Source organism: Ferruginibacter sp. SUN106 (assembly GCF_050611765.1).
Classification (GTDB): domain Bacteria; phylum Bacteroidota; class Bacteroidia; order Chitinophagales; family Chitinophagaceae; genus Ferruginibacter.
Genome location: NZ_JBODJC010000001.1, coordinates 566,920 through 582,873, shown reverse-complemented (window position 1 = coordinate 582,873; position 15,954 = coordinate 566,920). Strand labels below are relative to the sequence as shown.

The 15,954-nt window shown below is 37.7% G+C and carries 10 protein-coding genes; 2 read left to right on the top strand and 8 right to left on the bottom strand.

Going from position 1 to position 15,954, the window contains the following annotated elements:
* Nucleotides 1–10: 10 nt before the first annotated feature.
* Nucleotides 11–607, bottom strand: coding sequence for a hypothetical protein (locus ACQ334_RS02305; RefSeq protein WP_430986542.1), 597 nt, complete (start codon nucleotides 605–607; stop codon nucleotides 11–13).
* A 101-nt stretch (nucleotides 608–708) separates the two neighbouring features.
* Here ACQ334_RS02305 and ACQ334_RS02300 point away from each other — a divergent pair, with 101 nt between their 5' ends.
* The gene (locus ACQ334_RS02300; RefSeq protein ID WP_430986541.1) at nucleotides 709–1,107 is read left to right on the top strand and encodes a hypothetical protein; all 399 of its coding nucleotides are present in this window, start codon (nucleotides 709–711) and stop codon (nucleotides 1,105–1,107) included.
* Between the two features lie 18 nt (nucleotides 1,108–1,125).
* On the opposite strand, the gene ACQ334_RS02295 is transcribed toward ACQ334_RS02300, so the two are convergent.
* From ACQ334_RS02295 to ACQ334_RS02265, 7 genes are all read right to left on the bottom strand, one after another.
* On the bottom strand, nucleotides 1,126–2,382 hold the full coding sequence (locus tag ACQ334_RS02295) for a hypothetical protein (protein WP_430986540.1): 1,257 nt from the start codon (nucleotides 2,380–2,382) through the stop codon (nucleotides 1,126–1,128).
* A gap of 35 nt (nucleotides 2,383–2,417) precedes the next feature.
* Nucleotides 2,418–3,749 (bottom strand): OmpA family protein, encoded by a 1,332-nt coding sequence (locus tag ACQ334_RS02290; RefSeq protein WP_430986539.1) that lies wholly within the window; start codon nucleotides 3,747–3,749, stop codon nucleotides 2,418–2,420.
* 61 nt (nucleotides 3,750–3,810) lie between these two features.
* A complete protein-coding gene (locus ACQ334_RS02285) occupies nucleotides 3,811–4,326 on the bottom strand; it encodes a CARDB domain-containing protein (RefSeq protein ID WP_430986538.1) in 516 nt (171 codons plus the stop codon).
* Nucleotides 4,327–4,398: 72 nt separating this feature from the next.
* Nucleotides 4,399–5,046, bottom strand: coding sequence for a response regulator (locus ACQ334_RS02280; RefSeq protein WP_430986537.1), 648 nt, complete (start codon nucleotides 5,044–5,046; stop codon nucleotides 4,399–4,401).
* Between the two features lie 48 nt (nucleotides 5,047–5,094).
* On the bottom strand, nucleotides 5,095–7,323 hold the full coding sequence (locus ACQ334_RS02275; RefSeq protein WP_430986536.1) for a histidine kinase: 2,229 nt from the start codon (nucleotides 7,321–7,323) through the stop codon (nucleotides 5,095–5,097).
* 151 nt (nucleotides 7,324–7,474) lie between these two features.
* Nucleotides 7,475–8,002 carry a hypothetical protein gene (locus ACQ334_RS02270; RefSeq protein ID WP_430986535.1) on the bottom strand — a complete coding sequence of 176 codons (528 nt, stop codon included), beginning with the start codon at nucleotides 8,000–8,002 and terminating at the stop codon, nucleotides 7,475–7,477.
* 131 nt (nucleotides 8,003–8,133) lie between these two features.
* A complete protein-coding gene (locus ACQ334_RS02265) occupies nucleotides 8,134–13,941 on the bottom strand; it encodes a carboxypeptidase-like regulatory domain-containing protein (RefSeq protein ID WP_430986534.1) in 5,808 nt (1,935 codons plus the stop codon).
* Between the two features lie 149 nt (nucleotides 13,942–14,090).
* Between ACQ334_RS02265 and aspS the strand changes: the two genes are divergently transcribed.
* Nucleotides 14,091–15,920, top strand: a complete 1,830-nt coding sequence (aspS, locus tag ACQ334_RS02260) for an aspartate--tRNA ligase (protein ID WP_430986533.1) — start codon at nucleotides 14,091–14,093, stop codon at nucleotides 15,918–15,920.
* Nucleotides 15,921–15,954: the final 34 nt, after the last annotated feature.

Genomic DNA, 15,954 nt, shown 5'->3' with positions numbered 1-15,954 from the left:
ATTTTAAAGGTTAGAAACCATACAATAAAGTGCCGCCAAAAAAGTTAAATTTTTCTGTTTCCAAACCTTTTTTATAAGACAATCTTATTGTAATTGACCTGTCGCCCTGTTGAATAGGGAAACGAACGCCGGCATGCGCCATTGGGCCATAACTTCTTGATGCAGAAAAATCTGCTTCATTCCAGATAGTGGTATTGTAATTATCAGGTGTAGCCGCTGCTGTTTTAGTATAGCCAAAACCAGCGCCTACAAAACCGCCAAAGCCGCTTTCACTCTCTTCATCAGGACCAGCAGCGCCGTAGCCGAAATTATAATCTACTGCAACGGGTGCATCCAAACCAAAAGAAAAAGAACCACCTTCTCTTGAATTAAACGATCCGGAAAAACCTAAGGTAAGCGGAACGCCTACACTCACAGAACTTCCCAACATAAATCTTGGATACCATGATACACCGTAAAAACTGGGTTGTAGTTTTACGGTTTCGCCACCTTTTGTTAAAGAAGCACTTCCAATAAAGATAGAAGCACCAAAGTCGCTTTTAATAAATTGTGCATTGGATACAGTTACCAGGCACATGGCCGTTGCTGCAAGTAAAAATTTTTTCATTGTTTTGGTTTAGGTAAAAATTAGTTTCACGGCGTAAACGTATTATTTTTATATTTATTCTTTACGAACCCATTTTTTAATACAATTTTAATACTGGTAAAATGCCGCAAGATTCTGATTATTCCATTCCACTCCGTTTCCGAAAAATGGAAAACCTGCACATTGTATTCTGGTTATTTAAAGATATCAGCTGGTGTATGGTATGGCGGCCGTTAGGCATCATCATGATTTTTCCAACATTGGTGATTGCAATCTGGATCGCTTTTAAAAATAAAAAATTTATGAGCGAAGTATGTCACAACTTTGCTATCGTGTTCTGGATAAGTGCTAACAGTTTCTGGATGATCAGTGAGTTCTTTAAGTTTGATGAAAAAATATTATTGTTTGGATTAACAGGCAAACAAACTGCGATGATACCATTTTGCATCGGTTTGCTTTTCTTAATTTATTATTACCTCATCTGGAGGCCGAGGCATAAAAATGTAACAGAAACAATGTAATGATATGGTTGTTCTCTTTTAGTTACATCCTGCAGTACGCAGTGCTGTCATGTATATCCTTGATTTTTCTACAAGTGCCTGCGCTATGTTTGCGGCATACCTTGCATCCGCTGCATGCATTTCACTTTCTGCACGTTGCAATATGGTAATTTGCTGGTTAAGGCAATTGATTTTTTCTGCATCGGCGGCGGCATGACCGGGATTGTCGGCGGCATCTTCCTGTGCATTACAGATACCGATCTTTGCCTGTAATATTCCCATTTGTACAGATGCTATGGGGTCCATCATATCCAGCATACCTTTTTGTGCAGTACGGTTTTGCAATAAATTACCAGACTGGCTCCTCCGCAAATTTTCCTCCTGTATGCGTAGTTGCTCTCTCCTGAAGTTGATCAGGTCCATTTTTTCTGCTACACATCTCCTGGAATCTTGTGCTGCAGCCTCGTCACGATTAATTTTTTCCCGTTCGGCTACAAGGTCTGCTGCACGTTTGGTATAAAAATCTGCTTCCGACATTTTATATCCCGAAGGATCAAAGCAAACTCTTTCTTTAGTGATACGTTTTATAACTGTATAGCTCGTTCCTGCTGTGCGTTCCATCACAATATAATTTCCCTGGTCTGTCCGCACAACGCCTACACCAAATGCACCGAAAAATTTTTGCGCCTGAATTGAAGCAGGAAACCTGTCGCCATACAAAAACCATGTGGTAGGCTCATCACTTCTTTTGTAAGCCAGCGCTTCTGCACTGCCTTCACAATAAGTACGCCGTTCGCTTTTACGTGCCAGCGGCGCTGAGGTTAATAAATTCGTCATTTGATATTCGTGGCTATCTGTATTAGAAGTAGACACAACGTGAACTAACTGGTTATTATTACCTTTTTGATTATGGTAAAAGTATACATTACTCATCTTAAAGTTAATGATGCTAAAACTAAAATTTTCGATTTCCGGCATCAGCACATTTATGGCGCCGCCAGGCCCAGGCGTGGTGTATCCAATATATCCATCTGTTGAATTGAGAAATAAGCAGGTGCTGATACTTCTTCTTCCGCCATAAAATAATTCTATCTCAATGGTGGCGTCAAAACAAAATTGCTGGCGTGGTACAATGGTTGTTCCCTGCGAAGTGCCCTGTAGTATTGGAGCACGCATTATCTGTGCGCTACCCTGCGGCCAGAAAAATGCAGCAGAGTCACGACGGGTACTATCGGGTTGCGCCCTTAATACCACACAAAAAAAGCTGCAAATCAAAAACGTTGTTATCAATTTCATATCGCTTATTTATTGGAAGAAGTAATCCTGTTGTTTTATAGCTTAACAAATTCCACCCTGCGGTTTTTTGCTTTACCTGATGCAGTTGAATTATCTGCCACCGGTTGCATGGCACCTTTACCATCAGTTTGAATCCTGTCATCTGTAATACCATAGTTAGTGGCTAAATATTTTTTTACAGCCGCTGCTCTTTTTTTAGAGAGCTCTGTATTAGCAGCTGCATTACCATCACTATCGGTATGTCCGGTTATTTTTATTTTAAGGGAAGGATTATTTTTCATGGCATCACCAAACTGGTTGATGAGTGCAAATGATTCACTTTTGATCACATCGCTGTTTACATCAAATAAAATATCATTGGTTACTGCACGGCCTTCTTCCATTAATTGTTTAATAAGTAAACTACGGGCATCCACATCAGCACTGGCAATACGTACATTACCAACCAGCATACCCAGTTCCGATGCAGGAATGATATAATTATTATTCAGAAAGAAATTATTACGCATTTCGGGAGTGAGTGCCCTTGGCAGATCTATCAGTTTTTTTTCGTCGAGATAAATGCGGATACGTGTTTTATTAACTGACATAGCCACATGCAAAACTTTATTTGCGTAAGAAGTGATAGGAAAATCACTTTTGTTTCCTACCACATCATTCTTAAGGCCATACTCAACTGTCTTACCATCCACTTCTGTATAGCGGTTAATATTCATGAAGAACCTGTCTTTATAAAACATGTCTTCTTTTAAAATATCACGAACATTGGTTAAACCAAACTGGATGAACGGTGTGGTATGCTGTCCATCAGATTGAAGGAACAGATCAAACTGAATAGTACAATTTTCAGGGAGCGCTTTATCCATCACGGGATTGATGATAGAATTATGCACTACTTCCAGCCATCTTCCCTGCTGGCCATCAATGGTAACTATTTTGCCACTGCCATTAGTATTCCATTTGGCAGGAAAATCACCTAACGCATCTTTCGAAAAATCATCTTCAAAGATTACGTTGTTGCCGGGAACAAAATCCAAAAAAGAATTAAGGCTGTTTTTTGTGCCACCATTTGTTCCTGATGTGGAACTGTTTGTATTGCTATTGCCGGATGAAGTTGCAGATTTATCAGTAGCAGTGCTGTTGCCTTCTGTTGTTTTATCGGTCTTGCTTTTATCTTTCTTTTTAAAAATATTATTGATGGCATTGCCCGTTTTATTAAACGCACTATCCACTGCATTATCTACTTTCTGGTCTACTTTATTATTAGCATTAGTAGCAGCCCTGTCCTTTACTCTTTTTCCAATAGTTTGTGCGTTCGCTTCTGCGCAGATGAGTACTGCTGCAAGTAAAATGAATTGAGGTTTCATGTTTTAATTTTTATAGTTTAGTAAAACGTACCTGGTTTTAAAACCTGGCACGTTAAGCAGTTTATTGTACGTTAATATCAAACTGTGGTGAATTATTATTGCTTTCATCCGATTCTGCTATCCTGTCGGTACAATCAATACGTACCACACATTGATGATGGCCCCTGCCCAATGCAGTTACATCTTTTAAAAACCACCATTCTTCTGTACGTGATTGCCCGACCGCCAGCGGGTGCAGGGTGCAATTGCTTCCTATCTGTGAGTGATTGGTGCCGCCACGATCGCCAAAAAATCCCTGCAGGTCAAGACTGAAATCTTTATCTGCATTTGCAGCGCCTGCATTTTTATAAGTGATGGATAGTTTGATACGGATAAGATGCTGTGTTGTTAACTCTTCCACCGCAATGATATTGGAGCTTACAAACTGCAGGTCGGGTTTTAGCACTGCAATTTTTGGTGTGGGTAAATTTATTTTACCCGGCGTGGTGCCCTTTGGAATAACAGGCGTTTGAGCTATCGCACTATAGCACATTATTGCAAAGAAAATAGACAAGGCGAATTGAAATAGTGTTTTCATTTCCGGTTAATTTTAATAACCAAAAATACCCGTGCATGCTGCTTTATACAACTACATCATCATGTGGTAATACTAAAATAAGAAGGAGAGCAACCTGTCTTTCAGTGCCCTGGAAACGGCTTCTGTAGCGGAATGTACATGAAGTTTGTCGTAGATCTTTTTAATATGAAAACGAACGGTATCAATACTGATACCAATTTCAGTGGCAATCATTTTATAACTATAGCCATTGACCAGCAATTGCAATATATCCGTTTCTTTTTTCGAGAGGTCTGCTTTTTCCTGTTGTTCATCTTTTGCCTGTGGCACCATCTGCAATACTTTTCTTGCTACCGAACCCGTCATGGGCGCACCACCTGTAAGTACATTGCGTATAGCGGCAGGGATTTCTTCGGTGGCATATCTTTTTAAAATATACCCTGAGGCACCTGCGCAAATAGCTTTAAAAATATTTTCATTGTCATCAAATACCGTAAGCATGATCACCGGTAACTGATCATTTATCTTACGGATATTTTTTACCGCCTGCACACCATTTACAGCAGGCATATCAATATCCATTAATACTACGTCAGGTGTAAATGTTTGCAGATCTGTTACAATGGTTTCAGCATTGGGCATTGCGGCCACCACTTCAAAATCATCAATGTCGTTCAGCAATACTGCCATGCTGTTACGCAGCGCCACATTATCATCGTATATGAGTACTTTAATTGCCATAATCAATTTTCAAAATTAGTGCAGAAAAAATTTCACAATACCACATCATCATGTAGCAGGAATTTTTACTGACACGGTTGTTCCTTCACCAGGCGCAGCAATAATTTGCGCAATACCACCCAGCGCCGCTGCTCTTGACCTGATGTTAATAAGCCCGTTTGCTCCCGGATTTTTAACTTCATTAAAACCTTTGCCATTATCTTTTACCTGTAATATAATGTTATCATTTTCTTTCTGTAACACAATATCCACTTTTGTTGCGGCTGAATATTTTGCAGCATTATTCACCGCTTCTTTAAAAATCAAAAACAGGTCCCTTCGTTGTTGCATGCTCAGGCTCTCCGTAAGCAGTTTTTCATTCACACTAAATGCAACAGCAATATTTTTATTCTCCAGCGCATAATTGGTGTACTCACGCATTCGGGCAAGAATATTTTCCAGTTTATCGTTATCAGGCTTTATGGCCCAGATTATATCACTCATGCCCTGCTGCATTTGTGCCGACTGCTCAGTTATCTGTGATAATAACCTGGAAGACTTTTTACTGTCCTTCTCAATATTATTCCGCGATACTTCAGAAAGAATTTTTATACTGGTAAGTGTGGAACCGATCTCATCATGAAGGTCACGGGCAATATTGTTGCGGACAGAGAGCAATTCATTTTGCTGTTCCAGTTTCTTTTTTAACTGGTAGCGGTTAAAAATAAATCCTCCAAGAATTAAAAGTGCGGCGCCGCTTCCAATGATAATATTCCGTAATTGCTTTTGTACCTGCAGTTCTTTTTCTTTCAGTTCTCTTTCCTGCTGAGATAATTTCAATTGCTGCTGATCATTTTTAGAAACCAGTTGCTGCTTCTCTAATAATTCGCCTTGCTGTTTTATCCTGGCATCCTGTAATTCTTTTTGTTGAGACAACAAAGTGATCTCATTTTGCTTTTGCTTTGCCTCTGACAAATTACCTGCAATGATGGCTTTTTGTTTTTCAATTTCCAGTTGCCTTATTTTCTGGTTGATCTGCAATTTGCTGATCTCGTTATCTTTCTTTTCTGTTTCATACTTGGTGGCAATTTCTGCAATGGAAGATTGCGTATTGGCAGATACAATGCTGTCTTTGTACAAAATGTATTGTTTGTAACTGTTATAAGCTGCATCGTAATTCTGTATTTCTTTGTAGTAATTAGATAATTGCAGGTAAAAATCCCTCAGGTTAAATTTATCCGGCAATAATTTTAAAATAGCCAGCGACTTGTTGTAGTAAGCCATGGTAATAGCGGTATCTTTTTTCAACTGCTGGCAAATAGAACCGGCTGACATATACCGCCTGGCCAGCATCACAGAATCTTTTTTACTTTTTTCCATCATTGCAATGGCCTTCATTTCATATTCCAGTGCCTGCCCTGGCTTATGATTGGTATTGTATAAATAAGCAGCCGTAACATAAGAATGAACTATACGGGCTTCCTGTTTGCTTTGCAAAGCATATTTAACACACTGCTGTAAATATTTTTCGGCCTCGTCATTATTAACACCAATATAATACTGGCTGATATTACAGCAGCCCAACGATAACCTTGCTATATCACCAGTCTTCTCTCTGTATACCAATGATCTTTTGGCATATTCAATGGCTTTGTCTTTTTGATTAAGGCCATAATAAACAGTAGAAAGATTACTTAATGCAATTGCTAATTCACCATGCCTGTCCGGAAAATAATTTTCATAAATGCGGATGGATTTCAACAACGCATCAGCCTGTTTGCTCAATTCGCCTTTTCTGCCCCAGGTATACCCCAGGTCATTATAAGCAAGCGCCGAATATTTGGTAGGGTATTTTTCCAGGTAATACTGAAGGCTTTTTTCAAACAGTGGTACTGCGGCATCAAATTTATCGCTGTACATTTTTATTTGTGCCATCTGCATCCACGATACAGCAGTAATAAGTGAGTCTTTGATTTGAAGGCCCAGTTTATTTACCGCAGCGGCAGTAATATCTGCTTTAACCAGGTCATCTTTATCAATATAAATATCGGTGGCTTCTATCTGTGCATAAGCCTGTCCTTTTTTAAAATTGTGCAACCTGCTGTACTCTTCTGCTTTGTTACAATAAAAAAGTGCAGAATCGTAATTGCTATTAGTGAAGAATTCTTCTGCTTTATCAATGGTGGAAAAAACGGTTGTGGAATCAGTTTTGCTGTATTGTGCAGCTACCTTTTTACTGCATAATACAAATACAGAACAAAAGATTGTGTAACACCATATGTATCTTCTAAATGCCATACCTGCAACTGGATAGTTTTAAATAAGCAGGAAAATACAAAATTTAATAATAAAAAAGGCCTCTTAATAATATTGTACTCCATTTACGTCATGAATATTGTTTAAGTGGCCTCATTTGCAAAAACAGCTACAGTTGAAGGGAAATAAAATTTTACTTAATGACTATTGAGTTTATACAAGCTTCCATTTGCGGATTTCTCTTTAATAATTCTGCTTCAGTAGCATTAAATTCCACTGATACCAGCTTTTGATTCACGACTCCAAAAATTTGTTTATTTAAGACTTTGCCATCAGTTACATCACTATAAAATGAAACTACTATTAATTTATGTTTATTTACTGTACGAACTTCTTCCGTAAGTAATTTATGCTTGCTCTTATATGCTGCAAGCAATTCTGCTTTATGTTTTACCATATCTTCTTCCTTTACATTGCCTGGGGCAACAACACTTACTACAATAGAGAAACTCATATCCTCACTTCCATAAAAGTTGGTGGTTTCATCTTTCGCTTTGTGATACTTAACCCGAATCTGCTCAGCATTCATCACATTTACATCTCCGGGAATTGACATGGAAAGATGGTTGGCAAAATCATGGATAATTTTCGTACTATCTGCTTGTGCTGATACAGAAAAAGCACAAAGTACCAGTCCAATAAAAGGAATTAATTTTTTCATAAAGTATTTTAGTTAAAATATTTAAGCAACCTGTTGCAGTGGAAATATCTTGTAAAATTACTTGTAATACTTATCATTCCAAAAAAATATACTGTGATGGCAGTCCAATACGAATAGCCCAGTCAATAGCTCTATTTAGTGATAACAACCTTCTTTATTTCATTTCTACCGTAAAATATCGGGTAATACATCAATTCTGCTTTGGCAGGGTTAAGTGTGTAAGTACCATTATATCTTGGTTCCAGTTCTATTTCAAATTGATGCATGCCTGATTTTAAAGTTTCGGCAAACAACAACATTTTATTTTTATAGAACTCTTTATAGGTTTGCCAGTCGCTATTATTTTTGGTGGCGTAATTGCAACCTGCAGGTATTGGTACTTCCAACATTACATAATCAGCATCCTTTAAAACATTCACTGTAACGATCATTTTTATTTTTTCGCCAGATTTAATATCAGTTACTGTTTGACCATTCTTTTGAAAACTGGTTTGCACAATAAATTTATCATTCACCGGCACCGGATTTTCATTAAATATTTTTTGATAGGCTGTACAATACACCAATCCCCCGCCTGTTTTAGTGATATTGATATTTTTGACTGCGGTATTTTTAGTATGCCACTCCAATGGGAATTTTGAAACAACAAAACTGGTATCGCCGGCTATTTGTAAAGTTGCAGGCTGTATAAAGTTTTTCTGCTGTGCTAATACAAAAGGCAATATGGTGCTTACAACAGAAGCCGATTCAACCGTATTGATCCAGTAGCCTCCTTTTCTTCTTTCCAGAAAATATTGTATCACAGATGGCAACAGGTTTTTGTATGCTGCTTCGTTTTGTAAAACAGTAAATGCAATTACAGTAGTAGCAATATCATTACTGTACCAGCTATAGTTTTCCACTCCCCAATGTGTCCCGCCAAGCTGTGTTTCAATTTTTTTATCCACCAGTGCTTTTAATTCTTTTTGATAATTTAATTTTTGCTGCTGGCATATTGCCACCCATTGCCACTGCTGGTGCTGTGTTAAAGAATCATAGTGGATCTGCTTTATCCATTCCTCATAATTCATTTCATGCCTGCCATTACTTAGTGTGGTTAGGGCAGCCAACAATTCATCTCTTTTCAAAAAAGGCAACTGGTTCTGCAGGTATAAAAAAGCATTCCGTACATTGGTTTCCACCAAAGCATCAGCCCTGTAATTGCGCAGTGCTGCTGCAATATAATTAGTGATATAAAAATTAGTTTTCCCTTTTTCCCACCAGGCCCAGCCCCCATCAAACTGTTGTGCTTTTTGTAATTTAGTGATCAGGCGATTTATTTCATTCTCATTTTTAAAAGGTTGATTCAATTGTTCCTTTATTTTTTTCTCCATGGCATAGCCTGTGAGTTTGGAGGCCGTTTGTTCCATACAGTAATAAGGATACTGCTTTAAATGTTCTACTTCATTCAATAATACATCCAGTGTATTATTTTGTGCATAAATATTAAGTTCGCTATTGTTAGCAGCAGCAGAAAAATTTATCGTAGTATCATTTTGCAACACCCAAAAATTGCCCACTGCTTCTTCGCTACCTTTTTTAAATACCGGTATCGTTCTTTCTTCGCCATCTTTAAAACCAGTCGTAGTTTCTATAGTATAAGCTGCTTTAATAGTATCATTTGCTGCAACAACAAATCGTTCATTGTTCAGCGATTCATTTGCCGGCAACGGCTGTGATGGCATATTTTTTTCTCTTCCATTAATATTGAACGCAGTTGCAATAGTGTACTGATCAGCAGTATAATTTATGGCTTTACCAATTACAACAGCACTATCGCCGGCAATTAAAAATTGCGGTACACTCAGTTGTGCTACAATAGGTTTATAAGATTGTGTAAGAACAGAAGCTTTGCCTATCCTTCTTTTTTTGTCCATCGCCACTACATAAGTTCTCCAACCTGTAATATTATCAGGATAGGTAACTTCAAAAGATGCTGCTCCGTTTTTATCAGTGAAAAAATTGGGCTGCCAAAAAGCATAGTCCCGGAAAGATTTACGGAAGGTTTTTGTTTTAGTAGTAATAACAACAACGCCATTTACAGCTCTTGCTCCATAAATAGCAGTTGCAGCCGCATCTTTTAAAACAGAAAGATCTGAAATATCATCTGGATTAATTGTTTTAGGCAGTTCATCATAAACAATTCCGTCAATCACATACAATGGCGAACTTCCTGGTGAAAGGCTTGTCATACCCCGAAGCCTGATTGGTGCAGAATCAAGTAACATTTTTCCCGACTGCCCTCTTAATTGTATACCAGCCACCTTACCTGCTAAAGCCTGATTGATATTCGTCATCCTAATTTCATTCAAAGCAATACTGCTGATACTTCCTGTCATATCTTTTCTTTTTGAAGTACCATAACCTATCACCACCACTTCACTAAGGTAGGAGACAGAAACTTTAAGCGATACCTGCAAAGAAATATTCTGATTGGCTCTTACTTCTGTTACTACTTCCTCCGTTTTATATCCTACAGACATAAATACTAAAATATGTTTTCCACTTCGCAGGTTACTAAGTGTAAAGTTTCCGGCAGCATCACACTGTGTTCCTATAGTAGACCCTTTGATCACAACTGATGCACCCGGAATTGGATTTTTCCCTTTTCCATCAGTAACCTTTCCTGTAATAGTTGCACCATTAGATGTGGCGTAAATAGCGTTGTCCGGCGTAGTGTACACTTTTTCCGGCTCCAGTGATTTAGATTTTACAATTACCGAAGCTATTTGCAATTGCTTATCAGTCAATTGATCGATATAACTATTATCACCAACAAACTTTACCGAATCTGTTTTGATACAGGTAGTGCCATCCTTATTGATCACTATATTTTTTATCTCTAGTGTATAAAAGTGATTGGTAACAAGATAGAGATGATAAGTACCGGGCTCAATATTATTGATCTTATCAGGCACATAATTTAAAATTATCGGCTGTACAGAATCTGTAACAGACTGCAGTATGGTATAAAGGATAACAGTATCTTTTTTTGATGTATATAGTAACCGGCCTTTACCAATTTTCGGTATTGCATAATACAGGTAATCTCCGGCATTTGAAGATGTTGTTAAATACTTCACTTTTGTAGGCAGGTTATAAGCGATTTCCGGCGATGCAATAATAGTATCGCCTAATTTTAAAAACGTAGAGTTGTAATACCGAAGAAAATTTTTATGTTTTTTATCAGGAAAAATATCTTTCTTTTCCAGCCTTGCCACCTGCTTGCTCAGGCTATATTCGTAACCATTTTCAAAACTAAAACTGATATCAAAATTACCTGGGTCATAAAAAGTCATGCCGGCAGAAGTAAAAGGTCCTACTAAATGCCGTCCATTACCATTAAGCTTTACAACAGTATTATTCTGCCACACAAAGGCATAGTTACTTATGTAAGAATCTTTCATTTGCCACATTGTTCTTTCTAATAAATCCAGTTCTGCGTTGCTCCAGTATTTTTCAACCGTAGTAACTGTAGAGTGCGGCGGCAGATTATCAAGATCAAAGCTAAGGTCGTGCTTGTAATGCGGCTGCATATACAAACTGTCGATCTTAATGTATTTATCTTTTAACCGTATTCCTATCTGCACATTTTCGGGCAAAACCGTAAAAGAGTAATTGGCTTTATCGGTTACACCATTATAATAAACCAGGTTGCGGTTAATGTACAGCAGGTATATTTCCTGTGGTACACCTTGTTTTACCACGTTAACAGATAACTGTGGTAAAATTTCATCTGTTAGTGTAACCGCATCAAAGTAGGGTACTTCCGGAAACAGCAGTTTATAATAAATCATGCTGTCTAAATGAAATTTATTTATCCAGGCTTTGTTTTTACCCAACTGATATTTTTTAGCTAACAGGTAATCGCCATCGTTCTCAAAACCTTCTCTTAATAAATAATTTTTTCTTTTATACTTTGCCAGGTAAGGCGGCGTAGCAACATTAATATCTTTGGCAAGCTGGTTATTATAACCTGCTGCTGTAAGATTAACGTTGGCTACAGGCATTCCTTTATAATCTTTTACTTCAATTCTCACCGAATCCTTTTGGCCAGGGAAAACTGTTTCGCTGTTGCTGATCTTTATATTAAGTAATTTGTATAGCAAGCCTATGCCTTCTTCGCCTTTTTTTTCTTTACCTGCCCAGATATATTGCCAGCGCACTTTATAAACTTTACGACGGTCGCTCATTATCTTCCGCCAGCTAATGATTGCATCAGCCTGTTTACATGTAGCCATTAATTTATTACCATAGAATACAGAAAAATAAACCGGTATTTTATAAGGATTTGCAAGATCAAAACCAAGTGTATCTCCCTTGCTTACCTGCAAAAACGAAAGCCGGTAATCATCTTCTATTTTATAATCAGTTTTAATTTGCTTACCAATGGTTTTATCTTTTGCGTAAAATGTATAATCTTCGGCAATTGGATCAATCTTAGCACTATAAGGGAATTGAATTTTTACAGCATCATTATTATTCATTTCCAGTTCTCCTTCTGTAGCTACTTCTTTCCCGTTTTGTTTAAATACTGCTTTTATGCTATCCGCTTCCTGTGTAATAATGATATCGGCAGCCTTGTAAATAAAATGTACTGTTTCGTTTTCTTCATGCAATTCATTATTACTGTTTTTAAAAATGAGTTTCGCATTTACAGAAAAATCGGCTGCAGGAAAACTATTCGTTGCCACAGCAAATTTTGTATCAGTAGTAGTCAGCAATCTTTTTTCTTCACGGTAAAGTGTATCTACTACAAATAAACTGTCTTTATAAAACTTGGTAATACCTGAAGTAGTTACAATTAAAGTTGCAGCGGCATCCATAACATTAAGTCCATTGGCGTCTTTGGAGTTTGCTGAAAAATAAATACTGTCGTTTTTATAGTAATTGTATTTATCTGCTTTAAAACTAAAGCTTCCCATATCATCCAATACATAATCTTCTATTTTAAAAGAATTGTGTATGATATCTTTTTTTGATGCTGTTCTGAAATAAAGTTCACACCTGATATCAATAGGTATACTATCTGCTACAATAAATTGCCCGGTAAATGCGCCATCAGTTAATGGCTGCAAAGTGTACAGCAATTGGTTTACCGATTTACCATTAGCATAATAACTAAGATACACATCAACTGGCTTTTTGTATTGCCGTAATTTTTTGCCTACCACATACCCTTTAAATTTCACTGTATCCAGTTGTTTATACTTCGGCTGATTGAAAATAACATATCCGCTGGCGCCTATCCTGTTGCTGCGCCACTTGTTTTGGGGTTTGAAAATGGATTTTATTTTTGCAGGCAGCCAGTTCAATATTTTGTATATTTTAGAACCCCTGTAATACTGTCTTCTTTGTTCGCTGACACTACGGGTATAATTTTCGCTTGCGGCCAATTCTATAAAAGTGGTATCGCCGGGAGTACATACTTTTACCACCGTCTCATCTAACTTGTGACTGTTTATCCAGAAGGTTTTAGAATCAGTATTGAATTTTATTTCACGGCCTTTTAAAAAAGCCTGCGCCGCCGTTTGCAATGTCCCGGTTTTTGTCCTTACATCTAACTGCAACCGGTTTTTATTATTTATAGTAAGTACCAACAGGTTGGTATTATTAAAAAGAACAGCATTAACGTTATTATCAATAATATTCAGCTGTACATAATGCCCTACTGGTAAAGTATCTGTATTTAAGGAATCTGAAAAAGCTACCAACACTGGAACTGCATTTTCAAACTGTTTTACCGGTATTGAATCCCATTTTATAAATTGTTCAGCATCAACGGCGGAAACAGCATACACCAATGTTTGCCAACTACTGGTACGGATCTTTTTTAAATTTTGCTGGCACAGGCTAAAAAAAGGGCACAGCAATAATAACACGGTCAATACTTTCCTCATAAACAATTTTTGTAACCCTATGATGTACAGAATTTTGAAAATACATAAATGACTCCGCCTTTTTTGAAATACTCGCTTTTTTTGGGTTGGCAGCCCCTGCTTAAATTTGTATATTTGCCGCCAATTCATAATTTATAACACTACTCATAATGTACAGAACTCATACCTGTGGCGAATTAAGGCTAACTGACGTAAAAACAACCGTAACCCTGGCCGGATGGGTACAAACCGTAAGAAAATTCGGCAGCATCACTTTTGTGGACCTGAGAGACCGTTACGGTATTACCCAATTATTATTTTCTGAAGCGCTGAATGGCGAACTGGATGCCAATCCATTAGGACGTGAGTTTGTATTGCAGGTGAATGGCAGTGTGAATGAACGCAGCAGTAAAAATGCAAATATCCCAACAGGTGATATTGAGATCAATGTGGTATCATTTAAAATATTGAATAAATCGGCTGTACCACCATTTTCTATACAGGATGATACCGATGGTGGTGATGAGCTGAGGATGAAATATCGTTTTCTTGACCTGAGAAGAAACATTGTAAAGAAAAATTTAGAACTGCGTTATGCTGTTGGCCGTAGTGCAAGAAATTATTTGCACGAAAATAATTTCCTGGATATTGAAACGCCTTTCCTAATTAAAAGTACACCTGAAGGTGCAAGGGATTTTGTAGTGCCCTCAAGAATGAACAGCGGGCAGTTTTATGCCTTACCACAATCGCCGCAAACTTTTAAACAATTATTAATGGTGAGTGGTTACGATCGTTATTACCAGATTGTAAAATGTTTTCGTGATGAAGATTTAAGAGCCGACAGGCAACCGGAGTTTACACAAATAGATTGCGAAATGTGTTTTGTAGAACAGGAAGATATCCTGCAAACTTTTGAAGGTTTGGTAAAACGTATTTTTAAAGATGTAAAGAATATTGATTATAGCGAAACCATTCAACGCATGACATGGGAAGAAGCGATGTGGAATTATGGTAATGATAAACCGGATATTCGTTTTGATATTGCTATCTGCAACTTAAAATTCCCTTCGCATACTTTTCCAACCAAAGAAAATCAATCGGCATTAATTGATGGTGCCAGCTTTGGTGTGTTTGATGATGCAGAAACGGTGGTGGCTATTGCTATACCCGGCTGCAGCGAATACACCCGTAAGCAAACCGATGAATTAACAGAATGGGTTAAACGTCCGCAGATTGGCATGAAGGGTTTGGTATTTATTAAGTGTAATGCAGATGGTACTTTTAAAAGCAGCGTGGATAAATTTTATAACGAAGAAAAATTAAAAGCTATCGCAACAGCTGCCAACGCTAAAGCAGGTGATTTAATTTTAATTTTAGCAGGTGCGGAAGAAAGAACAAGAAAAGCCATCAGTGACCTTAGGATGTACATGGCTGATAAATTAGGTTTGCGCAAACCAACCGATTTTAAATTATTGTGGGTATTAGACTTTCCGCTGTTTGAATATGATGAAGAAGGAAACCGCTGGGTTGCCCGTCACCATCCGTTTACCAGTCCTAAGCCAACACAAATTGCAGAGATGATCAATAACAATCCTGTAATTGAAAATGCTGCAGAATATTTAAAACATCCTTACGCCAATATTAAAGCGAATGCTTACGATATGGTGTTGAATGGCAATGAAATTGGTGGTGGTTCTATCAGGATATTCCAGAGAGAATTGCAGGAAAAAATGTTTGCCGCATTGGGTATGGACGCAGCAGAGCAACAACATAAATTTGGTTTCTTGCTGGGCGCATTTGAATATGGTGCACCGCCGCATGGTGGTATTGCATTTGGCTTCGACAGGCTATGTTCTATTTTAGGCGGTAGCGAAAGCATCCGTGATTTTATTGCCTTTCCTAAAAATAACAGTGGCCGTGATGTGATGATTGATGCGCCAAGTACTATTGATGCGAAGCAGTTTGAAGAATTGCAGATAAAGTTGGATTTGAAAGCTTAGAACACGGAAACACAGATGACACAGATTAGATAGA